This window comes from Marinactinospora endophytica, assembly GCF_054780875.1.
Map to the genome: position 1 here is coordinate 33,834 of NZ_BAAGVM010000001.1, position 22,223 is coordinate 56,056.

Below are 22,223 nucleotides of genomic sequence, written 5' to 3' on the forward strand. Positions count from 1 at the left end.
GATCGGTGCTGGTCGTCCTGTTCGTGGTCGTCTTCGGCGTCATCGTCGTGGCGCCCTTGGCGGTGATCGGATTGGCCGCCGTCGCCGCGTCGTGGCGGGGCGTGCTGCCCGGGGGTCTCACGGGAGCCCACCTCGCCGCGGCCACCGGCGGCGACGCGCTGGCCAGCGCCCTGGTGAGCGTGCAGACGGCGCTGATCGCCTCGGCCGGGTCGGTTCTGCTGGGCGGGTGGGCGGCGTTCGCGTTGCACGGCTCCCGGGGGCGGATCCGCCGCCTCGCCGACGGCCTGCTCCACCTGCCCATGGCCGTGCCGTCGGTCGTCGTCGGGCTGGGGCTGCTGGTGGCGTTCAGCCACCCTCCGCTGCTGCTCAACGGGACCCGGTGGATCGTGCTCATCGCCCACCTCGTGCTGGTGCTCCCGTTCAGCTACAGCACGGTGTCGGCGGCGCTGGAGCGGGCCGACCCCGACATCGCGTTGGTGGCGGCCTGCCTGGGCGCCTCTCCCGCCCGGGTGCTGCTGACCGTCCGGCTCCCCTTGGCGCTTCCGGCGTTGGCGGCCTCCGCGGGGCTGGCGCTGGCCCTGTCCATGGGAGAGCTGGGGGCCACGATCATGCTCTATCCGCCGGACTGGCGGACGCTGCCGGTGGGGATCTTCGCCCAGTCCGACCGGGGCGCGCTGTTCGCGGCGTCGGCGAGCACCGTGGTGCTGCTCGGCCTGACCCTCGTGGGGCTGCTCGCCCTCAACTCGGTGCGCACCAGGGCCGCCGAACGGTGAGGAGGGCCGGGGAGCGGCCGCAGGCCCCTCGTGGCTCGGGGCGGCACAGCGGCGCTCCCGGCCGGGCGTGAGCGGCCCGAACAGGAGGCGGCGCCCGGCCGTGGTGGGGTGCTCCGTGACGCTCCGGCACCGCGCCCGGGAGACACGGCCTCAAGGGCGGTGAAGGACGCCGGCCGGGGCAGGGGCGCCGCGATCCCGCCGCGCCGAGGTCGCCGGGGCCGGGAGGCCGCGCCCGCCGGGCCGCGCGGGCGCGGCCCGGGGCGGTGCCGGCCGGGCGCGGCCGGTACACCGGTCGGCGGGGAGGTCCCGGCCGGTTATCGATGTCAGCGCGCCCCCGACCGCACCGGCGAGGGGGCGTGGTGGTGCGGTCGGGTGTTCCCGGCTCGGGCGGCCATGCCGGGCCGCGCGTCGAACAGGCCCACGCCGCCGACCCGCTCGGCCGGCGACAGGGCCGGGCCGGTCGCCCGCTCGGGAAGCGGGTGGCGGACCCGCTGCGAGCACCCCACCAGGGCCGTCACGTGCCGCCTGCTCGTCAGTGAGACCACGGCCGACGAGTCCATCGGCGCCGTCCCGGCCGGCTCGCCCCCTCGCCCGGCGTCGATGCGAACCACCATGTCCCCGCCGTCCCTGTCCGCCCGCGCGGCGTCTTGGACTTCGCAGGGTGAGAAATCCGGCGACATACGTGACGTGAGGCGGCACTCCACTCCCGCGACGGCCGCGAATGCAGCACAATCGAAAGAGTCCCCCGCGGGCTCCGACGGTTCGGTGCCCGTGGGACCCGAGCAGACCAGGAGGAGGACGTGACCGGTCCCCAACAGAGCGCCCGCGCCTACTTCGCCGAAGCCCTCGCCGAACAGTGCAACGGTGATCCGATCCCCGACTTCTTCTTCGGTCCACCGGCACCGGCGGCGCTGGCTCCCCGAGCCTTCCCGATGGTCCAGCGCGAGGACTCCGCTTCCGACTGAACCCGTCCGGCGCGGGACGACACGCCGGCCCTTCGAGTTCACGGCCACGCGCTGCCGCTCCGGCCGGTCCCGTTGGGCCTCGGATCCTCCGGTCCCTCGGACGAACCAACAGAAACGGCCACAGTGGAAGATCGCACACACGACACCGTCCCCGGCCCCAAACCGGGTGTGTACGAGATCATGACCATGACGGACGAGCAGATCGCCCGCCTCCCCCCTGAACAGGCGGCCGACGCGCACCAGAGATTGACCCGGGTGGGTCTGCCGGTCCCCGCGGCCCTGGAGGCGAGGATCAGAGGCGGAGAGGACGACGCGGAGGAAGACGACTGAGCGGTGGCCGGCGTGGGTGCCCGAGCGCCGGACACCCACGGACGCGGCAGGCGGTCCGGTCGACAGCGGCCCTTCCCTAAAGGGGGCGGGCCGGCCTCCCGGTCCGGTCGTGCCCCGAAGCCGGCGCCGCGACGGGCCGGCCCGGGCCGGCGTCACGCCAGGAAGTGCTCCAGGGTCATCGGAAGCTCGCGGACGCGCACCCCGGTCGCGTGGTAGGCCGCGTTGACGATGGCCGCCGCCGTGCCCACGATGCCGATCTCCCCGATCCCCTTCGCCCCCAGCGGGTTGACGTAGGGATCCGCCTCGTCGATCCAGTGCGCCTGGAGGTCCACCACGTCGGCGTTGGCGGCGATGTGGTACTCGGCAAGGTCGTGGTTGACGACGCAACCGAACCTCGGGTCCACCACGCTGTCCTCGTGGAGGGCCATGGACAGGCCCATCGTCATCCCGCCGATGAACTGGGAGCGCGCGGTGCGCGGGTTGACGATGCGCCCCGCGGCGAAGACGCCCAGCAGCCGGGGCACCCGCACCTCGCCGGTGTCGGCGTGCACCCGCACCTCGGCGAACTGGGCGCCGAAGGCGTGCATGGCGTAACGCTCGCTGTTGGGGTTGTCCGGGAGGCCGGCGCGTGCCTCGGCGCCGTCGGCGGGGGCCGTCCCGTGGCGCTCCCGGAAGGCCTGGGCCGCCGCCACGATCGTCGAACCCCACGAGACGGTCCCCGTGGACCCGCCCGCCAGAGAGGCCGAAGGCAGTGAGGAGTCGCCGATACGCAGCCGCACCGCCGTCACGGGCACGCCCAGCGCGTCCGCGGCGATCTGGGTGAGGACGGTCCAGGCGCCGGTGCCGATGTCGGCCGCGCCGATCCGTACGTGGTAGTGGCCGTCCTCGAAGCGGACGGCCGCGACCGAGCCGGGCATCTGCCCGGTGGGGTAGGTGGACGCCGCCACCCCGGTCCCCACGAGCCACCCGTCCTCCATCCGGCGGCGAGGCTCCGGATCGCGGTCTTGCCAGCCGAACCGGCGGGCCCCCTCGCGCAGGCAGGCGACGAGATTGCGGCTGGAGAAGGGGCGGCCGGACGCCGGCTCGGTGCCGGGCTCGTTGCGGACGCGCAGCTCGACCGGATCGACACCGCAGGCCACGGCGAGCTCGTCCATCGCGACCTCGGGGCCGAACATCCCCGGACACTCGCCGGGGGCGCGCATCCACGTGGGCGGCGCCACGTCCAGCGCGGCCAGCCGGTGGGTGATCCGGCGGTTGGGCGCCGCGTACATGACCTCGGTCGGTTTGCCGGCCTGCTCCAGGAACTCCTTGAAACGCGCGGTCTGGGCCGTCACGTCGATGCCGATCCCGGTCAGCCGGCCGTCGGGCTCGGCGGCCAGCCGCACCCGCTGGATGGTGGGGGAGCGGTAGCCCACCAGGTCGAACATCTGCTGGCGGGTCAGGGCGAGTTTGACGGGCCGGCCCGGCAGCAGGCGGGCGGCCAGGGCCGCCAGGACCACGGGCGGGTGCAGCGGCCCCTTCGAACCGAAACCGCCGCCGACGTGGGGGGCGATCACGCGGACCCGCTCGGGGTCGAGGCCGAACAGCTCGGCCATCGTCGACCGGACCGAGTGCACGCCCTGGGTGGACTCGTACAGGGTGAGCCCGGCGTCCTCCCACACCGCGATGGTGCTGTGCGGCTCCATCGGGTTGTTGTGCTCCATCGGGGTGGTGTAGGTGTGGTCCACGGTCACGGGCGCGGACGCCATCGCACCGGCGAGGTCGCCCTGCTCGTCGTCCTCCGCCTCGCCCGGCGTGTACAGGTCGGTGCGCGCGGCCGAGAAGCGCACGTCGTGGGACCGCTCCTCGTAGTGGACGCGGACGAGCCGCACCGCCTGCCGCGCGGCTTCGGGGGTCTCCGCCAGGACGGCGCCGATGACCTGTCCCCGGTGGGCGACCTCGTCGGACTGGAGGACGGCCAGTTCGGCGTCGCCGATGTCGGCGAGCCGGGCCGCGTTGTCGTGGGTGAGCACGGTGAGGACGCCGGGCACCGCCTCGGCGTCGCGCGTGTCGAACTCGCGCACCCGCCCACGGACCACGGTGGCCTGGATCGGATGCAGGTAGGCGGGGGCGTTCAGCTGGTGTTCGAAGGCGTAGGTTGCGGTTCCGGTGACCTTGGCGGGGCCGTCGACACGGCCGATGTCGGCGCCGATGGCCCGGGTCGAGGTGTTCTCCAGCAGACCGCTCATCGTGTCCTCTCCTCCTCGACGAGGTCGCGCAGCGTGGCCACCAGTGTGTTGCGGGCCAGGGTGGGTTTGAACTCGTTGCCCTCCACCGGCCGGGCCTCGGCGAGTTCGGCCTCGGCGGCGGCGCGCAACGTCTCCTCGGTGGGGCGGGCGCCACGCAGCTCGGCCTCGGCGCGGGTGGCCCGCCACGGCTTGTGCGCCACCCCGCCCAGCGCGATCCGCGCCTCGCGGATCACCCCGTCGGACAGGTCCACCGCGGCGGCGACGGAGACCAGCGCGAAGGCGTAGGAGGCCCGGTCGCGGACCTTCCGGTAGCGCGAGCGTGCGGCGAAGGGCAGGTCGGGCAGTTCCACGGCGGTGATGAGGTCGCCGTGGCGCAGGACGGTGTCGCGCTCGGGGGCGTCCCCGGGAAGCCGGTGCAGCTCGGTCATCGCGACGCGCCGTTCGCCGTCGGTCCCCTGGACGACGACGGTGGCGTCCAGCGCGCTCAACGCGACCGCCATGTCCGAGGGGTGGGTGGCGATGCAGTGCTCGGAGGCGCCGAGAATGGCGTGGTAGCGGGTGTAGCCGCCGAACGCCGAGCATCCCGAGCCGGGCCGGCGCTTGTTGCACGCCATGGTGACGTCCTGGAAGTACACGCACCGGGTCCGTTGCAGCAGGTTGCCCCCCGTGGTGGCGGCGTTGCGGAGCTGTCCGGAGGCGCCCGACAGCAACGCCTGCGACAGCACCGGGTAGCGCCGTCGGATCAGCGGGTCGGCGGCGAGGTCGCTGTTGCGCATGCCGGCGCCGATGCGGACCCCTCCGTCGGGCAGCGGTTCGACCCCGTCGGGAAGCAGCCGGGTGACGTCCACGAGCAGGTCGGGGTCGACGATGCCGAGCTTGAGGTGGTCGACGAGGTTGGTGCCGCCGCCGAGGAACATCGCCCGTGGGTCGGCGGCCACGGTCGCGACCGCGCCGGCGGCGTCCTCGGCGCGACGGTAGTCGAACGGGTTCACCGGGAGACCTCCTTCGCCGCGCGCACCGCGGTGACGATGTTGGCGTAGGCGCCACAGCGGCACAGGTTCCCGCTCATCCGCTCACGGATCTCGGCGTCGTCGAGGACGGGGGTGTCGGCGACGGGACGCCCGGCGGCGCTGGGCCATCCGGCGGCGACCTCCTCCAGCATCCCCACGGCCGAGCAGACCTGCCCCGGGGTGCAGTAGCCGCACTGGAACCCGTCATGGTCGACGAAGGCCTGCTGGACGGGGTGGAGCTCCCCGTCGGTTCCCAGGCCCTCGGCGGTCACCACCTCGGAACCGTCACAGGCCACCGCCAGCACCAGGCAGCCGTTGATCCTGCGGCCGTCGAGCAGCACGGTGCAGGCACCGCACTGGCCGTGGTCGCAGCCCTTCTTGGGGGAGGTCACGCCGAGACGTTCGCGCAGCGCGTCCAGCAGCGTGGTCCGCGTGTCCACGCGCAGCGGCCACTCCCGCCCGTTCACCCGAAGTATGATGTCGCTCTCCATCGCATGCCTCTCGTTTCGAAGCTCCGGCTCATCCCCGGCTACCCGAGGCGCCCTCCCCTTAAGCCCGCGCGCGCGACGGGCGCGCGAAGACGCGCGCCGTCCCGGCCGGGCGCCGCGCTCGCGGACGGGACGTCACCGCCGGTGGCGGGGGCCACACGCAAGGGTGCGGACCGGGGGGTTCACACCCTGTTCACAAACGGGAAACAGCCGGGAAAAAGGCGCTTGTGACGCTGCTGGAAGCATTCGCCCCTTCGCCCCGAGGAAGCCAGCCGTGAGCTACAAGGCCGAGTACATCTGGATCGACGGCACCCAGCCGACCGCCAAGCTGCGTTCGAAGACCAAGGTCCTGCCCGACGGTGTCGAGCCGCCGGTGTGGGGCTTCGACGGATCCAGCACCAACCAGGCCCACGGGGCCTCGTCGGACTGCGTCCTCAAGCCGGTGTTCGTCTGCCCCGACCCGATCCGCGGCGGCGACAACGTGCTCGTGCTCAACGAGGTCCTGCTGCCCGACATGACCCCCCACCCCTCCAACACCCGGGTGCTGCTCACCCCGGTCGCCGAGCGGTTCGCCGGTCAGGAGCCGATCTTCGGCATCGAGCAGGAGTACACCTTCTTCGCCGGCGCCCGCCCGCTCGGCTTCCCCGAGGGCGGGTTCCCCGCCCCGCAGGGCGGCTACTACTGCGGTGTCGGCGCCGACGAGATCTTCGGCCGCGAGATCGTCGAGAAGCACCTCGACAACTGCCTCGCCGCCGGCCTGTCCATCTCCGGTATCAACGCCGAGGTCATGCCCGGCCAGTGGGAGTTCCAGGTGGGGCCGCTGTCCCCGCTGGAGGTCTCCGACCAGCTGTGGGTGGCCCGTTGGCTGCTGTACCGCACCGCCGAGGAGTTCGGTGTCTCCGCCACCCTCGACCCCAAGCCGGTCCGGGGCGACTGGAACGGCGCCGGCGCGCACACCAACTTCTCGACCAAGGCCATGCGTGAGGGCTACGAGCCGATCATCACCGCCTGCGAGGCCCTCGGCGAGAAGGCCCAGGAGCACGTGCGCGGCTACGGCGACGACATCGAGAGCCGCCTGACGGGCCTGCACGAGACCGCCCCGTGGAGCGAGTACAGCTACGGCGTCTCCGACCGCGGCGCCTCGGTGCGCATCCCGTGGCAGGTCGAGGTCGACAAGAAGGGCTACATCGAGGACCGTCGCCCCAACGCCAACTGCGACCCCTACGTCGTCACCCGCCTCATCGTCGACACCTGCTGCGCCGCCCTGGAGAAGGCCGAGCAGGTCTGAGTCGCCGGGCTCCGGCCCCGTGGGCGTCGCCGCCCGCGGGGCCGTCGCGTTTCACCGTGGAGGCGTGGGGCAGAGCGTTCCCGCATGGATCCCGACCGCGTCCCCGTTCTCGACCGGACCCTCCCGTTGCTGGCGGCCGGATACGCCTGGCTGCCCGATCGCCGGCGGGCCACGGCCGACGGCATGGTGCGCTCCCGGCTGCTGGGCCGGCACGCGGTGGGCCTGTGTGGTCCCGAGGCGGTCCGCTTCTTCTACGACGAACGGCACGTGCGGCGCGCCTCGGCCCTGCCCGAGCCCGTGCGCGGCACGCTGACCGGAAACGGCGCGGTGCACACCCTGGACGGCGCGGCCCACCGCGCCCGCAAGGCGATGTTCCTGACGCTGCTCGCCGACCCCGCGGCCGTCGCCGGCCTCGTCCGCCACACCACCGCGGCCTGGGACGAGGCGGTTCCGCGGTGGCGGGAACGGCCCCGGATCGTCCTGTTCGACGAGGCCAGCCGGGTGCTCGCCCGCGGTGTCTGCGCCTGGGCGGGGGTTCCCCTGACGGAGGGCGAGGTCGCCCCCATGGCCCGTGACCTGGTGGCGCTGGTGGACGGGTTCGCCACGCTGGGCCCGCGTCACTGGCGGGCGCGGGCCGCGCGGGGGCGGCGCGAAGCCCAACTGGCCCGGCTGGTGGGTGACGTGCGCGCCGGTGCGGCGTCCCCGGCGCGCGGCTCCGCGGTCGACGTCGTGGCAGGCCACCGCGACCCCGACACGGGGCTCCTCGCTCCCCGCACGGCGGCGGTGGAACTCCTCAACATCCTGCGTCCCACGGTCGCGGTCGCCTGGTTCGTCGCCTACGCGGCGCACGCCCTGCACCTGTGGCCGCGGCATCGGCCACGGCTGCGCCAGGACGGCACCGCCTACGTCGAGGCGTTCGTCCACGAGGTCCGCCGCTTCTACCCCTTCGCGCCCTTCGTCGCGGGCAGGGCCGTGCGGGACCTGTCCTGGCGTGGGGAGCCGATCCCCGCGGGGGCGCTCGTCCTGCTCGACCTGTACGGCCAGAACCACGACGCCGGACTGTGGCCCGACCCCTACGCCTTCGACCCGGGCCGTTTCCTGCGCCACCCGCCCGGCCGTGACGACCTGGTGCCCCAAGGGGGCGGGGATCCGGCCACCGGCCACCGCTGCCCGGGCGAGGGGATCACCGTGGCGCTGCTCCAGGCGCTCGTACCACGGTTGGCGCGCCTCGACTACGCCGTGGTCGACCAGGACCTGACGATCTCGCTGAGACGTGTCCCCGCCCGTCCGCGCAGCGGCGTCGCCATCGCCGTCGGGCGGTCCGCCTGACCCTTCGCTCCTGGCGGGGAAGGGCGCGGACGGGATCCGCCACGGTGGGGGCACGAGGTTTCTCCCGGCCCTTGGTGGAGGTCGCCGGTGCGTCGTGGCGTAGTCGAATCCGTACCAGCCCCACTGCCCATGAGGAGCCGCGTGGACGGCGCGCCACGACGGCGGGGTCCGCGCCGAGCCGCTCCGGCGGGGGCGGAACCGGGCCGATCGGCACCGGCGCCCCCATCGCGCCCCGCCGCGTCCCTGCCCGATGGCGCGGTCCCCTGGACGCCGGGGCGGAGCCGCTGGAGCGCCACGTCATCGCCGTCCTCGACGGCGTGCGCCGGGGCGAGGGCACACGCGACGCGGCGCCCACCGACTACGGCGTGGTGATCACCGGACCAGGGGAGGCGCCGTTCGTCGACCGGGGAGCGGCCGGCCGTGGGGTCTCGTGGTGCTCCGCGCCCCGAGGGGGGTACCTAAGGGCCGCGGAGGCGCGCCGGGAGCCGGCGCGACGGCGACAGTACAGGCCGGACGGACGGAGAGAGGGGTGGGCGCGGATGCCCAGGCCGATCGAGGTACACAAGGTGGCGATCGAGAGCGTCACCGACGGGTCCGGGCTCGCCCGGCTCATCGACGACGGGGTGTTCAGCGCCGATGACGTCCTCGCCGTCATCGGTAAGACCGAGGGGAACGGCGGGGTCAACGACTACACCCGCATCCTGGCCGATCGGGCCTTCCGTGAGGTGCTGGTGGCCAAGGGGGGACGGAGCGCGGCCGAGGTCGGCGAGGTTCCGCTGGTGTGGTCCGGTGGCACCGACGGCGTGCTGTCCCCCCACGCGACGGTGTTCGCCTACGCTCCCCGGGACCGCTATCCGGCCACCGACGAGCTCAGGGTCACGGTCGGTGTCGCGATGAGCCGGGAGATCCTGCCCGAGGACATCGGCCGCCCCGAGATGGTGCGCAAGGTCGCCGAGGGGGTGCGCGTGGCGATGGAACGGGCCGGGATCACCGACCCCGCCGACGTCCACTACGTGCAGACGAAGACGCCCCTGCTGGTCCTCGACACCATCAACGAGGCGAAGGCGCGAGGCCGCGACGTCGTCACCGAGGACACGCTGAAGTCGATGGACATCTCCAACTCCACGACGGCGTTGGGCATCGCGGTGGCGCTGGGGGAGATCGAGGAACCGCGGGCCGAGCAGATCCACACCGACCTGTCGCTGTACTCATCGGTGGCCTCGTGCTCCTCCGGGGTGGAGCTGGACCGGGCACAGATCGTCGTGGTCGGCAACGCGCGTGGCATCGGCGGGAGGTTCCGCGCCGGCCACGGTGTCATGCGCGACGCCCTGGACGCCGACGGCGTGTGGTCGGCGATCCGTTCAGCGGGGTTGGAGCTGCCCGAGCGCCCCCACCCCGACGACCTCAAGGGGCGGTTGGTCAACGTGTTCCTCAAGTGCGAGGCCGATCCCGGTGGGCGGGTGCGTGGCCGGCGCAACATCATGCTCGACGACTCCGACGTGCACTGGCATCGGCAGATCAAGGCCGCGGTGGGCGGGGTGGCCGCCGCTGTCACCGGGGATCCCGCGGTGTTCGTGTCCGTGGCTGCGGTTCACCAGGGACCGCCGGGGGGCGGCCCGGTCGCGGCCGTGGTCGATCTCGGGGAGTGAGGCAGGGCGCCCGCCCGTGCCCGATCGGGCGGGCGCTGTCAAGTGCTCTTTTCCCATATGCAATTTCATGTGAGCTGGATAGCATTCGAAAAACCGCGCGTGGAATCGATTGATCGGTAATGCTGGGCGTTCGGCACTACCATGACCGTGGCTCATCTTCATCAGGCAGGAAAAGAGTCCAGACGTGGCCCACGAAGTTGGCGCACAGGAAAAGATTACTTATGGGCGAAATGACCGTTTCGAGGGCGGTCCGGTCGGCGGCGGCCGGTTCTGGGTGGACGAACAGGGGAGGCCCACCGCGCGGATCGGCGGCCCTCCCGACTGGTGGCCGAACAGGATGATCGACGTGCGCGTCGGTGACACCTTCACCGTCGGCGGACAGACCTGGCGGATCACCGATATCGCCGATCCGGAGAGCCCGCAGGCCTACCTTCTGACGACCCGGGTCGGTTGACCGAGACCAATGGGACGTCGACCGGAGTGGGGCTCGCGATTTCACCCCTGATCGAGGGATTCCCGCTCCGTCCGTTTCGCTCCGCCCATTCCGCCGGGCGGATCAACCGAGGCAGTCGTAGACCGCCTTGACCAGACGCATGGCCCGAATTCCGCCGGAGAGTTCGGCTCCGGTCTGGTTCATCACGTACCCGATCGCGACCTCCCGCTCCAGATCGGCGAGACCGATCGAGCCCCCCGCGCCCGTGTGGCCGAACGCTGTCTGTTGCGCCGCGCGGGGAAGGGCGAAGGCCAGCGAGGGGCGCATGAACCCCAGGCCGAAGGCGCTGTCGATGCCCAGCACGCGGTCGGGACCATGGGACCGGGGCACCACGGCGTCGCGCAGGGTGGCGGGGGAGACGATCCGCCCGGCCAACAGGTCCCGGTAGAAGCCGGCCAGACCCGAGGCCGTCGTCACGACACCCGCGGCGGGCCAACCGGCCGAGAGCACCACGGGGTTGTCATAGCCGCCGGGGAGGGACGCGACCTCGGGGCGGTTCATCGCGCGTGACAGCAGACTGTCCGGATCGGCCACGTCACGGTTCATCCGGGCGACCGGGTTGTCGGCGGAGGGGGAGGAGGCGGGAGCGGGCCGGGACGCGCCGCTGCCGGAGGAGCCCGGGGCCAATCGTGCCGCGCGCTGGATCACCCCGTCGGGCGCTCCGACCCACAGGTCCAGACCGAGCGGGCCGGCGAACTCGTCGGCGACGTACTCCCCGACGGTGCGTCCGTCCAACCGGCGCACGATCTCGCCGGCCAGCCAGCCATAGGTGAGCGCGTGGTAGCCGTGCGCGCTTCCCGGTTCCCAAAGGGGGGCCTGCTCGGCGAGCAGCGTCGCCATCGCGGCGGGATCGACCGCCTCGCGCGCCCCGACCGGGCGGGCGAAGGCGGGCAGGCCGGCGCGGTGGGCCAGCAGGTCCTCTCCCGTGGTCCTGCCCTTACCGGCCGCGGTGAACTCCGGCCACCAGTCGCCTACCGGTGCCTTCAGGTCGTGTCCGCCGCGCTCGGCGACCCGGAGCGCCGCCGCGGCGGTGATCGCCTTGGTGCAGGAGAAGGCGAGGCAGGGGGTGTCGCGTTCCCAGGGCCGCCCGATGCGGCGGTCGGCGGTCCCGCCCCACAGGTCGACCACCGGTTCGTCACCGAGATAGACGGTGATGGCGGCGCCCGTCTCCAGGCCGCGCGCGAAGTTGTTCTCGAAGACGGTGCGCACCCGCGCGAACTCCGGCGCGCACGCGCCGTGGATCCCGTCCCCCGTGCTCATGGTTCGATCCCCCTTTCGGTCGCCCACACGACCCTAGGACCCCTTCGCGGGTGGGCGGAGGGCGGGGGAAGGAACAAGTGCTGGGTTTCGGCCATCACAGAATCCGGTTCGCGGGCGACGGTGGGTGGAAGCGACGCTTTGCCGGTCCTGCCGGTTTACCGGGGGCGGTATGAGTTACGACTTCGGCCATAAGCGGACAAAATGCGCTCTCGTGTGGTGAAGTCCGGCATTCTGGGGGGAGAGCCCGCGGTGACACTCGGGTATTTCCATGCCTGATGCCCGAGACAGTGGGGAAGTGGGGCGCTGGCCAGGTGAATTGAGATATTTCGGTTATCTGAAATTCGGTGTTCCCCGTCCGGCTGCCGCTACCTTCTCTCGTGACGGAGCACCCTCGCTCCACCCGGGGCCGGTCCCGATGCGACCGGCCGGGTGCGACGACGAGAGCCGGTGCCCGCCTGAGCGTCCGCCCCCGACCCCTCCCCGGTCTCCGGCCGGAGCGCGATGCCCTCCCACCCCCCGGTGCATCGCGCGCTGCCCCGACCGGAGACCGCAACGGCCCCACCGAGGGCCGTCGAGCACGCAAGGAGTGTGCATGGCATTCCCGAGAGTCTCCGCGCGCCGCCTGTTCCAGGGCGGTGCCGCGTTCGCCGCGGCCGGCGCGCTGTCGGTGGCCGCGGCGCTTCCGGCGCAGGCCGACCAGAACGCCGCGACCGCCCTCTACGCCTACGCCGACCTGGCCTGGGGCATGGTGGGGCCGAACGAGGACGACTATGCCGAGTTCTACTTCGGCGAGGTCTACAGCGAGGACGGGACCGTCACCGGTGACCGTTCCATCGCCCGCGGGCCCCTGGCCGGCGCGGTCAAGGGAGTCGAAGGACGTTCGACGGCGTCGGTGGTCGACGGTCTGCCCACCGCCTCCTCGGAGATGACCGATTTCGACTTCGAACTGACCGGCAAGGAGCTCGCCGAACTGCTCGGCGAGTCCCCCGTCGCGCCCTCTCCCCAGGAACGGGAGGAGACCGGCGACGACACCGGGTCAACCCCCGAGGAGACTCCTGAACCTGAAGAGGAACCGGAAGGGGGCGTCGAGCCGGAGGCCGCCCCGTCGGTCGACGCGTCCTCCCCGGTGGCGGCCCAGTTCGCCGACGCCCACCTCGACCAGGTCCTGATCGACATCGAGGCCGCGTCGGTGACCTCCACCGCCGCCTTCGACGCCAAGGGCGTGGGGTCGGCCTCGGTCGAGTACACGGGGGTGCGGGCCAACGGTCAGGACCTGTCCGACGGCCCCGTCTCCCAGGCGGTCACCTACGCCGACGGCACACAGACCGAGCTCACCTTCCAGCTCCTGGAGAACGAGGAGGTGGAAGAGGGGTACGCCAACGCCGAACTCGTCGTCGACATCCTCGTCGGCGAGGACTACATCGGCACGGTGAGGCTCGCCAACAGCTCGGCCGGCAGGCTCTCCGGAGGTATTCCGGCGACCGGTATCGTGTTCGGCGGCCTGGCGGCCGTGGGGCTGGCGGCGCTCGGTGGAGGTGGCGTCGCGCTGTACCTGGGCCGGAAGCGGAAGACCGCCCGTGACCTCGGTGACGGTGAGTCCTGACCCCGACCATGTGCTCCGTGGCCCCGGAAACCGTCCTTCCGGGGTCACGGCGGGTTCCGAAACGGCCACAGTCCTCTGTCCGTAAAACGGAAGGTTCGGCCGGATTCGGACAGGTGGATCAAGGCCGGTCGGCCTCCTCCGGCGCGGGCGGGGGCAAGGGGGCGGGCCCCGGCTCGATCCGTGTTCCGTCGCCCCAGGTCGGGCGGGAGTGTTCGGCTCCCCGCGTGGCCGCCGTCCACTTCCCGGCTCCGGAACGCGGGAGAGGAGAGATGTCTGGAATCAGGAGGCCGAAACGCTCCCGAATCAGTATCATCGGCGTGACCCCGCAAACGCTTTCAGCACTCCCTCCCCAGCTGACTCCCGGCCGGAGCTCCAGGCGGTACTCGGAAGAGAGCGGATCCGCTCCCCACATCCGACGACCGGGACATCGCAACGGACACTCGCCGGCTGGTGGTTCCGCACCGTACACGGACAGGTTCACGACAGTGGCGACTCCAGTTCCCCCGTCACGCACCCGGCACATCCGGTGGGAAGGCCCATGATGTCCGGCGCCGTTTCGCACCCCGACCATGTCATCCTCGTCGTCTCCGCCGACGAGCTCAGCGCCGAGGTCACCGTCGCCGGGCAATCCCACGTCGTGACCGGACGCGACCCGAAGGAGACCCGCAGGGCCGCGCTGGCCATCGCGACCGGCTACGCCGCGCGCACCGGTCGGACGGTGCTGATCGACGCCCGGGACGCCTACCGCTCCTGGCGGTTGACCGCGACCCCGACGGGAGTGGTCCGCGCCGCCGACGCCCCCGGGGCGCCCCGGCCGGTTCGCCCACGCCCCCGCAACGGGCGCAAGATCGCCCTGGTGGCGGCGGGGGGAGCGGTGGCCGTCGCGTTGTTGGCCGGCGCCGGTTTCACCGTCGTCCAGCTGCTGTCCGGTCCCGCCGAGGTCACCGCCCAGGAAGAGGCGGAGCGCATCGTCTTCGACTCCCGGCCGGTACCTCCGGGCTTCACCGACCAGGCGGCCTGGCGGTTGCCCATGGCCGAGGGCACCTCACCGGCTGTCGCGCCCGACGGGTCGGCCGCCGCCCTCTTCGGTCCCGATGACCGGTTGACCGTTCTCGGCCCCGATGGCACTCCCGCCTGGAGTTCCGACGCGCCGGTCCCCCTGGACGCGATCGACCAGCCGTTGCGTTTCATCGCCGACGGCGACGTCTTCCGGATCGCGTTCGTGGCCGACGGCGCCCTGTGGATCTGGCCCGCCGAGGGAGGCGAGCCCGAGCGCGTGGACCTGCCCGACGAGGCCACCGTGACCTTCGCGGGCACCTCCCCGCTCATCGCCGACGGCGATCGCGGACTCGTCGTCTCCGGGGGCAGGGCGACGCCCGTCGAGCTCCCCGAGGGGATGAGCGCGCTGCTGGCCGACCGCGACCGTGTCCTGGCGGCCTCCGTCGACGGACCGTGGGCGTGGGTGGCTCCCGGCGAGGACCCGCGCGAGGTGAGCCCGGCGAAGCCGGACGGCGCGCGCGAACTGGACGCGGTCGTCACCGCGTCGGAGCGCCACGTCATCGTGCGCTGGACCACGGCGGATGACGCACGTGTGCTCCTCGCCGTGCACGACGCGGGCGACGGGGCGGTCGTCGCAGCGGCCGAGGTGGCCCCCGACGACCTCGCCGAGGCCCGCTGGGAGGAGAGCGACGACCTCGCCGCCTACGGCCCCGTACTGGTGGAGCCCTCGAAGGGCACGGCTCGTATCGTGCCGGGTTTCACCCCCCTGACATCCGCCGGAGACACCCTCTACGGCGAGGTGGACGGCGCGCCCGTGGCTCTCGGCCATGACGGCGAGCCGGTGGAGCTGGAAGAGGACACCGCCCGCCCCTGGGGCCTTCTCGACGGCCACGCGGTCGTCGCCGGTGCCGGTGCCCTCTACGCCCTGGCTCCCGAATGACCCCCCGACCAAGAATGGAGAATGGATGTCCCATTCAGCACGCATGGCCGGTATAGCCGTCGGCGCTCTGCTGGCCTTCGGCTTCTCCGCTGCTCCGGCGTTCGCCGAGACCACGGAGGCCGTCGACGCCTCCGTCCTGCCGGCTGCCGCCTCCCCTGTCGTCGAAGAGGCCGCGGTGGTCGTTCCGGCCGCTGCCCCGGCTCCGGTCGAGGCTCCGGCCGCTCTTGAGATCACCCCGGCCGTTTCCGGGGTCTCCCCGGTGGTCCCCGCCGCCCCGGTCCAGATGCGGGCCGAGAGCGCTCCGGTGTTCACCACCTACGACCAGCCGGGCGGTGGTGACAACGGCGGTGGCACCGACCCCACTCCCGGCCCTAACCCCGACCCGGGTAACCCCGGTGGGGGCGACGATGGCGGCGACAACGGCGGTGGCACCGACCCCACTCCCGGCCCTAACCCCGACCCGGGTAACCCCGGTGGGGGCGACGATGGCGGTGACAACGGCGGTGGCACCGACCCCACTCCCGGCCCTAACCCCGGCCCGGGTAACCCCGGTGGGGGTGACGGTGGCGGTGACAACGGCGGTGGTGACGACGGCGGTGGCAACCCCGGCGGTGGTGACAACGGCGGTGGCAACCCCGGCGGTGGTGACAACGGCGGCGGTAACCCCGGCGGTGGTGACGACGGCGGTGGCAACCCCGGCGGTGGTGACAACGGCGGTGGCAACCCCGGCGGTGGTGACGACGGCGGCGGTAACCCCGGCGGTGGTGACGACGGCGGTGGCAACCCCGGCGGTGGCAACCCCGGCGGTGGTGACAACGGCGGCGGCAACCCCGGTGGTGGCAACGACCCCGCCCCCAGCCCCGACCCCGCTCCCGGCACCGGCGGTGACAACGGCGCCGGCGACGGCAAGGTGAGCGGCAACCAGCCCGCCGCCGACTCCGGCGACGACAAGGGAGCCTCCGACGACGACGCCTCCGGCAAGGACAAGGAGAAGGAGGACAAGGAGCTTCCGGTCACCGGTGCCGACCCCTCCGCCCTGATGCTCGCCGGCGCGACGGCCGCGGGCCTCGGCCTGGTGACGGTCTACGCCGCCCGGCGCCGCCCCGCGCGGCAGTAAGCCGCCCGCGCCCCGCGGCCCCGCCAGGGCCGTGGGAGACCGGTGACGGGTGACAGAGGATGAGATGACAGGTACGGCCGCCAGACGCCCGCGCGGGCATCTGGCGGCCGTACCGCGTCGGCTAGGTTTCTCCCATGACCATTCGGCACATCGCGCTGTTCCGCTGGGCTCAGGGCGTGACCCCTGAGCAGATCGCCTCGGTCGAGGAGGGGCTCTCCCGGCTTCCCGCCGCGATCCCCCAGCTCCTCTCCTACTCCTACGGCGCCGACCTGGGACTGGGAGCGGGAAACCACGATTTCGCGGTCGTCGCCGACCTCGCCGACGACGAGGCGTTCCGCGTCTACCGCGACCATCCCGAACACCAGGCGGTGCTGGCCGTCGTCACCCCTCTGCTGGCCGATCGCGCCGCGGTCCAGTTCACCCTTCCCAGCTGACCACGAAGGTGGCCCGTCTCCACCACGGACCGGGCCGTGCCCGGTCCGGAGGGAGGTCACCGAGGGGAAGCGCCTCCTTACCGAATCTCGTTCTTGCGCGGGAACTCGCCGTGGCACTAGGTTCTTCGGTGCAGCGCCGGTTCCGGTGACGTGCGGGTCTGGGTCCGTGGCACGCCGGGGCGGGCGCGTGGACGCGTCACCCACCAGGGGCGGATCGCGCCCCGTCCTTGGTGGGGGACGCCCGTCCGCGCGGTCCCACCACCTCCTGCTTCCGCCGTTTTTCCGTGACCGGCGTCACCTGGACGGCTAGCCTGGGCGGGTCGGGCAACATCGCGTCACAGGGAGCGGACATGGGACAGCCGGCGACGGAGACCGACTACCGGGCCACCGACGTCGGTCGGCGCAGGAGCTGGTACGGAACGAAGAAGCACGTCAAGCGGGTCCTGGGCTGGCGCCTGCCCAACCTCGCCATGCGCGGGGCGGTCGGAATCGCGGCCCCCGGGCTGCGGCAGACCGGCCGGCTCCCCGTCCCGGCGGCGATCGAGGAGGTCACCGGCCATGTCGACGGGGTCGACTACGTCATGCTCCGGCCGGCCCGCTGCGTCGTCGCCAAGGAGCTGTACTGGGGCGGAGGGCGCCGTCCGCAGCCCGCGGACGACTTCGCGGTCCGGCTGTTCGCCGCGGCCGCGCGGCAGGCCGGCGTCATGTTCGACATCGGGGCCTACACGGGGCTGTTCACCCTCGTCGGCACGGCCGTCAACAAGGACCTGCGCGTCCACGCCTTCGAGATCGTGCCCGAGGTCTACCACGCCCTGTTCGACAACTGCGTGCGCAACCGTGTCCTGAACCGCACGACGTTGCACCATGTCGGGGTGGGGGATCCGGCGGTCACGATCGGAATGCCGATACGCTCCGGCGACTCCGCGCTGCCGTGCTTCTACTCCAGCGAGCTGCGCTTCGACGATGGCGTTCCGGTCGGCGTCGTCGCCCTCGACGAATTCGTCGACACGGTCGCCCCGGGAACCCGGACGCTGTTGAAGGTCGATGTCGAGGGGACCGAGGCCGAGGTGTTCGAGCACGGCCGTGAGTTCCTCGCGCGGCATCGCCCCGACATCCTGTGCGAGGTACTGCCGCAGGCGGACGCGGAGCGGTTGCGCGCCCTGCTGGAGCCGCACGGTTACCGCTTCCACCTGGTCGGCGAACGGGCGCTCGCCCCGGCCGGGCCGCTCGCGCCCCATCCCCGCTTCCGCGACTGGTTCTTCACCACCAGGGACGGCGGCGAGCTGGCGCGGATGGGAGTGCCGGTGGCCTGAGCCGCCCCCGTCCTCCCGGCCCGTCTCAGGGATCGCGGCAGAACCCGATCGGGATCGTCCTGGTCGCGCAGACGAGGAGGGTCCCCTCCTCGTCCAGGCGCAGCCGCAGGGACGGCCGTTCCAGCTCGTCCAGTCCGCGTACGTGCGTCCCCGCGCACGGGATCTCCACCCGTCCCGGGGGGAGGGCGCAGCTCCAGACCCGTCGGTCGTCCAGGAACGGGCCGGTGGCGCGGAGCAGGACCGGTGCCCCGGTCTCGTGCCAGGCGGCGAGTGCCGTGTTCGCGCGCTCCTCGATGTCCGCGAGCGCCGCGTCCAGCCCGGTGGCGTCGAATCCGCGTTCGCGCAGGGCGACCCCGATGCGGTAGGTGCTCGTGCTGGAGCCGGGATGGATGCGGTACGTCCTCAGTGCCAGGCCGTCGAAGTCGGGCGAGCCCAGTCCGTCGGTCACCGTCGCCTCGCGCCAGTACGGGGTCAGGGCGGCGTTGAGCGCGAGCGAGGCGAGATGGTGCCCGGTGTGGCCGGCGGACAGCAGCAGCCGCCGGCGCGGGTCCACCCGTAGGGTCACCCGGGCCCCGACGAGCCCGCTTCGCGCGCCGCCGCGTCGTGTGCTCACCACGTGGCCGACGTAGTGGCGCCAGCCCGCGCCCGCGGGGTGGGCGGGGATGTCCCGGCCGACGTAGGCGATGTCGCGGTCGGGCGGCGCCGCGACGGTGACGCTGTCCAGCACGGGCACCACCCGGCCGGCGGTGTCGAGTTCGCCGGTGTCCCCGGGTTGGCCGAGCGGAGTGGGGCCCAGCGGGTGGAAGGGCGTGGAATCGGTGATGAGGAGCAGGCGCCGATCGGGAGCGAGGGGGGACGGCAGGACGTGCCGGACGCGGGCACGGCCCTGCACGGCGCCCCTCGGGAAATCGACCGTGGTCCCGGTCGTCGGCAACGGCATGGCGCCTCCCGGCTGGCTAGGTGAGCAGCCGGGTCATCTCGCGGATGGTCGGGCAGGGCCACAGGAGCATGCAGCAGGTGCAACGCTGCACCGCGGGGGTCGGCCCACTGCTCAGTCCACCGCCGTCGCGCGGCTGGTGGAGGGAGAGAAGGCTCAGGCACAGGTCGGCGAAGGCGGTGACCTGGGCCTGGGCCCCCGCGTAGAAGGCGTTGTCCGCGTCGCTCAGGGGGATGTCCGTGCGCGGCCCGAACCGGCCGTGGAGGGGGGAGCGAGGCGTCCAGGGCGCGGCTTTGACCGCCCGATCGCGGACCTCCTCCACGCGCGACCGCAACTGCTCGTGCTCGTCGAGCAGGCCTGGCGCGGACGTGGGCATGTCGAAGGACATGGTCGTTTCCCCCTTGGCGAAGCGGACGCGGGGCCCTTGAAGGTGGCACCGCGCATGACGAGTGTCACGGATTGTCGCAGATTCGCGTTTGGGGGAGGCGGGACCCGTCATCTGGACGGTGTGTCGTGCGCCACGTGGCCGGACGCGCGCATGGGCCGTCCCGGAGGGACGGCCCATGCTGGGGAGGCGGTCGGAAGGGAGTCTGCCGCCGTCATCGTCGATTCGGGACGTGTGGCCGGGTCAGTTACAGCCGCCACCGCAGCTGCACGAGCCACCGTTCTGGCAGCCACAGCTGCATCCGGGGCCGCAGTTGCAACCGCCGGGCCTGGGGGCTGCGGGCGTGGAGGGGGACATGGTCTCTCCTCATGGTCGAGCGGCCACCGGCATGTGAGAACGGTGGCCGCGCCGGCGACGGTGCCGCCGGTATGCCTTGCCATTGCCTACAGGGAGGTTCCCCGTGATCGCGGAGCGCCAACCGCTGTGGCCGATTTCGGAAAAGCCTGACAAGTGCGGTTTTGCAAACGGGTTTTTCGAGCAGCTGGGCGCGGCGAGCGGAGAGACCCGAGGAGGCGGGCCGGCGCGGCGGCCGCTACCCCGGACCCACCCGACGACCGTGATCGGTACGGCCACCGCCACGCCGACCGGCGCGAGCGCGCCGACGGGGAGCCGCAGCCGACCCGGTTCGGACGGAACGGCGAGGTGCCCACCGGATCCGACGCCACGCCGCGCCGGACCCGGGCGTGTCCTCCCCGGGCAGGGAGGACACGCCCCGGCCGCCTCCCGGGAGGCGGCCGGAAGGCCCCTACCTACGCCGTGGCCGCCACTGGTCCAAGACGACGGCGGCCATCAGGAGCACCGCGCCCAGCGTCCCGGCCGCGCTGAGGCGCTCGCCCAGCAGCGCGACCGACAGGAGGGTCGCGGTCAACGGCTCCAGCACCGCCGCCAGCGCGGCCACCGTCGCCGGGGCCGAGCGCAGCCCGCCGAAGTAGGCGAGGTAGGCCAGCGCGGTCGGTACCGCGCCCAGGTACAGCAGCACCCCCAGCGGGGCGGGGGCGGGGGAGAACGCCATCCCGGCGACGAGCCCGGGGAGCAGCAGCAGGAGCCCGCCGGTCAGACACCCCAGGGCGGTGACGGCCAACGGGTCGAGACCGGCGACGGGACGCCGGTTGACGATCGTCAGCGCGGAGAAGAGCGCCCCCGCGGCCAACGCGCAGCCCAGCCCCAGGGCGATCCGCCAGGCGGGACCGGACAGGGAGGGGAAGCCGGCCAGGAGCGCGAGCCCCAACACGCCCAGACCCACCGACACCAGCAGGCGGGGCGCCGGTCGACGGCGCTCCAGCACCGCGGTCACCGCGGTGACGAACAGCGGGACACTGCCGATCGTGACCAGGGTGGCCAACCCCACCGAGGTCAGCCACACCGAGGCGAAGTAGGCGGACTGGAACAGCGCGAGCAGACCGCCCGCGGTGGCCACCCGGGTCAGCGAGGCCCGGGTGCGCGGCACCCGGCGAAGCCGCCCCGAGACGGCGAGGACCGCGGTCGCCAGCAGGCCGCCGACCAGAAGCCGGTAGGCGGCGGTTCCCAGGGGGTGGATCCCGGTCAGGTCCTGTAGGACCGAGCCGGCCAGCCCGCCCGTCCCCCACAGCAGGCCGGCCGTGACGAGAAGCGCGGGGCCGCGCCGGGACGGGGAGGCGGAGATGCCCGAGGACAGGCGGGAAGAGGAAGCGGAACCGGACATGGACGTACTCCAACGTCGACGAGAGGAACGGGAACGTCGGCGCAGGGCGTCCGTGATATGCCATTGTCACGCGGCCCCGCGGCCGCGCCCGGACGCCCTAAGAGGCGTACGGAGGGGGAGTGACGAAGAGTCCGGTCCGGTAGGTCATGCCGCAGACTCTACCAACGACGAGGTCTCCCCACCGCCTACCGGGCGGAGCGGCCCACGACGCCCGCGACGGGCGCGCCGTCCGACCCCGACCAGAGAGCGAGCCGATGAACGCCCCCTACCGGATCCACAACGACGAGGCCGTCCACGCCCGATTGCTGAGCGACCCGTTGTACCAGGTCGCCCCCTACCTGCGTGTTCTCGTCCTCGGTGACCCCCGTTTCCTGGGCCCCGAACCGCTGGCCTATTCCATCAACGAATCGGTCACCGCCGCGGTGTGCGTCCGCACCGGCCCGGCGGCCGACGGCGCGGTGATCCTCGGCAAGCGGCACGCCCACGCCTGGGGGACCACCAAACAGGACCTATGGTTCACCGCCCTGCGCAACATGGCGACGGAGACCTACGACCTGAAGGTCTTCCAGGCCGCCGACACCGTGCTCAACGTCGTCACCGGCCATGGCTGGCCGGGAACCGCGCACGTGATGCGGCTGGTGGAACTGTCCGCCGACCCCATGCCCTACGGCGCGCTCGCCATGCTGCCCTCTCCCAACACGCTAATGTTCGCGCCCCTGCGCTCCCGCCGCTCCATGTCGGTGGTGGCGTTCATGTGGGAGACCTTCCAGGAATTGGCCCGTGGCGGGATGCCGGTCACCGACCAGATCGTGTGGTGGCGCGGGGGCACGGTGATGGCGATCCGCACCGAGCCCGCGCCGCCCCAGGACGGGCGGCCCGGCGTGCGGCTGAACGCCCCGGCCGAGTTCGGCCGCATGGTCGAGGAGGAGCTGCCGGCCTGA

The 22,223-nt window shown here is 72.8% G+C and carries 21 protein-coding genes; 13 read left to right on the plus strand and 8 right to left on the minus strand.

Annotated elements, in window-relative coordinates:
• Positions 1-5 precede the first annotated feature (5 nt).
• Positions 6-773 (plus strand): ABC transporter permease, encoded by a 768-nt coding sequence (locus ACYVHU_RS00140; RefSeq protein WP_235000701.1) that lies wholly within the window; start codon positions 6-8, stop codon positions 771-773.
• 323 nt (positions 774-1,096) lie between these two features.
• Here ACYVHU_RS00140 and ACYVHU_RS00145 read toward each other — a convergent pair whose 3' ends face one another.
• Positions 1,097-1,387: a hypothetical protein gene (locus tag ACYVHU_RS00145; RefSeq protein ID WP_078760073.1), complete on the minus strand. Its 291-nt coding sequence runs from the start codon at positions 1,385-1,387 to the stop codon at positions 1,097-1,099.
• Between the two features lie 186 nt (positions 1,388-1,573).
• On the opposite strand from ACYVHU_RS00145, the gene ACYVHU_RS00150 reads away from it, so the two are divergent.
• Both ACYVHU_RS00150 and ACYVHU_RS00155 read left to right on the plus strand, forming a co-directional pair.
• Positions 1,574-1,738: a hypothetical protein gene (locus tag ACYVHU_RS00150; protein ID WP_159457207.1), complete on the plus strand. Its 165-nt coding sequence runs from the start codon at positions 1,574-1,576 to the stop codon at positions 1,736-1,738.
• A 123-nt stretch (positions 1,739-1,861) separates the two neighbouring features.
• Positions 1,862-2,068: a hypothetical protein gene (locus ACYVHU_RS00155; RefSeq protein WP_498947319.1), complete on the plus strand. Its 207-nt coding sequence runs from the start codon at positions 1,862-1,864 to the stop codon at positions 2,066-2,068.
• Between the two features lie 152 nt (positions 2,069-2,220).
• Here the strand turns inward: ACYVHU_RS00155 and ACYVHU_RS00160 are convergent, their stop codons facing one another.
• The 3 genes from ACYVHU_RS00160 to ACYVHU_RS00170 are packed head-to-tail and all read right to left on the minus strand — an operon-like array spanning position 2,221 to position 5,797.
• The gene (locus ACYVHU_RS00160; RefSeq protein WP_498947320.1) at positions 2,221-4,296 is read right to left on the minus strand and encodes a xanthine dehydrogenase family protein molybdopterin-binding subunit; all 2,076 of its coding nucleotides are present in this window, start codon (positions 4,294-4,296) and stop codon (positions 2,221-2,223) included.
• Positions 4,293-5,288, minus strand: a complete 996-nt coding sequence (locus ACYVHU_RS00165) for an FAD binding domain-containing protein (RefSeq protein WP_078760075.1) — start codon at positions 5,286-5,288, stop codon at positions 4,293-4,295. The genes ACYVHU_RS00160 and ACYVHU_RS00165 overlap by 4 nt, the downstream gene beginning before the upstream one ends.
• On the minus strand, positions 5,285-5,797 hold the full coding sequence (locus tag ACYVHU_RS00170) for a (2Fe-2S)-binding protein (RefSeq protein ID WP_078760076.1): 513 nt from the start codon (positions 5,795-5,797) through the stop codon (positions 5,285-5,287). Before ACYVHU_RS00170 ends, ACYVHU_RS00165 begins: the two co-directional genes overlap by 4 nt.
• Positions 5,798-6,068: 271 nt before the next feature.
• On the opposite strand from ACYVHU_RS00170, the gene glnII reads away from it, so the two are divergent.
• From glnII to ACYVHU_RS00190, 4 genes are all read left to right on the plus strand, one after another.
• Positions 6,069-7,082: a glutamine synthetase gene (gene glnII / locus ACYVHU_RS00175; RefSeq protein ID WP_078760077.1), complete on the plus strand. Its 1,014-nt coding sequence runs from the start codon at positions 6,069-6,071 to the stop codon at positions 7,080-7,082.
• Between the two features lie 84 nt (positions 7,083-7,166).
• Positions 7,167-8,411: a cytochrome P450 family protein gene (locus ACYVHU_RS00180; RefSeq protein ID WP_498947321.1), complete on the plus strand. Its 1,245-nt coding sequence runs from the start codon at positions 7,167-7,169 to the stop codon at positions 8,409-8,411.
• 539 nt (positions 8,412-8,950) lie between these two features.
• Positions 8,951-10,060 carry a barbiturase gene (gene bar, locus ACYVHU_RS00185; protein ID WP_078760080.1) on the plus strand — a complete coding sequence of 370 codons (1,110 nt, stop codon included), beginning with the start codon at positions 8,951-8,953 and terminating at the stop codon, positions 10,058-10,060.
• A 184-nt stretch (positions 10,061-10,244) separates the two neighbouring features.
• Positions 10,245-10,514: a DUF6406 domain-containing protein gene (locus ACYVHU_RS00190; protein WP_078760081.1), complete on the plus strand. Its 270-nt coding sequence runs from the start codon at positions 10,245-10,247 to the stop codon at positions 10,512-10,514.
• Between the two features lie 102 nt (positions 10,515-10,616).
• Here the strand turns inward: ACYVHU_RS00190 and ACYVHU_RS00195 are convergent, their stop codons facing one another.
• Entirely contained in the window at positions 10,617-11,813 is a 1,197-nt protein-coding gene (locus ACYVHU_RS00195) for a serine hydrolase domain-containing protein (protein ID WP_432936432.1), read from the minus strand.
• Between the two features lie 592 nt (positions 11,814-12,405).
• On the opposite strand from ACYVHU_RS00195, the gene ACYVHU_RS00200 reads away from it, so the two are divergent.
• The 5 genes from ACYVHU_RS00200 (at position 12,406) to ACYVHU_RS00220 (ending at position 18,219) form a co-directional block, all read left to right on the plus strand.
• Entirely contained in the window at positions 12,406-13,416 is a 1,011-nt protein-coding gene (locus ACYVHU_RS00200; RefSeq protein WP_078760083.1) for a hypothetical protein, read from the plus strand.
• A gap of 538 nt (positions 13,417-13,954) precedes the next feature.
• Entirely contained in the window at positions 13,955-15,355 is a 1,401-nt protein-coding gene (locus ACYVHU_RS00205; RefSeq protein ID WP_078760084.1) for a hypothetical protein, read from the plus strand.
• A 25-nt stretch (positions 15,356-15,380) separates the two neighbouring features.
• Entirely contained in the window at positions 15,381-16,472 is a 1,092-nt protein-coding gene (locus ACYVHU_RS00210; RefSeq protein WP_498947322.1) for a hypothetical protein, read from the plus strand.
• Positions 16,473-16,606: 134 nt separating this feature from the next.
• Positions 16,607-16,906: a Dabb family protein gene (locus ACYVHU_RS00215; protein WP_078760086.1), complete on the plus strand. Its 300-nt coding sequence runs from the start codon at positions 16,607-16,609 to the stop codon at positions 16,904-16,906.
• A gap of 350 nt (positions 16,907-17,256) precedes the next feature.
• Positions 17,257-18,219, plus strand: coding sequence for an FkbM family methyltransferase (locus ACYVHU_RS00220; RefSeq protein ID WP_432936423.1), 963 nt, complete (start codon positions 17,257-17,259; stop codon positions 18,217-18,219).
• Between the two features lie 25 nt (positions 18,220-18,244).
• Here ACYVHU_RS00220 and ACYVHU_RS00225 read toward each other — a convergent pair whose 3' ends face one another.
• From ACYVHU_RS00225 to ACYVHU_RS00235, 3 genes are all read right to left on the minus strand, one after another.
• Positions 18,245-19,159, minus strand: a complete 915-nt coding sequence (locus ACYVHU_RS00225) for an alanyl-tRNA editing protein (protein WP_078760088.1) — start codon at positions 19,157-19,159, stop codon at positions 18,245-18,247.
• 16 nt (positions 19,160-19,175) lie between these two features.
• Positions 19,176-19,544 carry a hypothetical protein gene (locus ACYVHU_RS00230; RefSeq protein ID WP_078760089.1) on the minus strand — a complete coding sequence of 123 codons (369 nt, stop codon included), beginning with the start codon at positions 19,542-19,544 and terminating at the stop codon, positions 19,176-19,178.
• Positions 19,545-20,346: 802 nt separating this feature from the next.
• Positions 20,347-21,282: a DMT family transporter gene (locus ACYVHU_RS00235; protein WP_078760090.1), complete on the minus strand. Its 936-nt coding sequence runs from the start codon at positions 21,280-21,282 to the stop codon at positions 20,347-20,349.
• 254 nt (positions 21,283-21,536) lie between these two features.
• On the opposite strand from ACYVHU_RS00235, the gene ACYVHU_RS00240 reads away from it, so the two are divergent.
• Positions 21,537-22,223, plus strand: a complete 687-nt coding sequence (locus ACYVHU_RS00240; RefSeq protein ID WP_078760091.1) for a hypothetical protein — start codon at positions 21,537-21,539, stop codon at positions 22,221-22,223.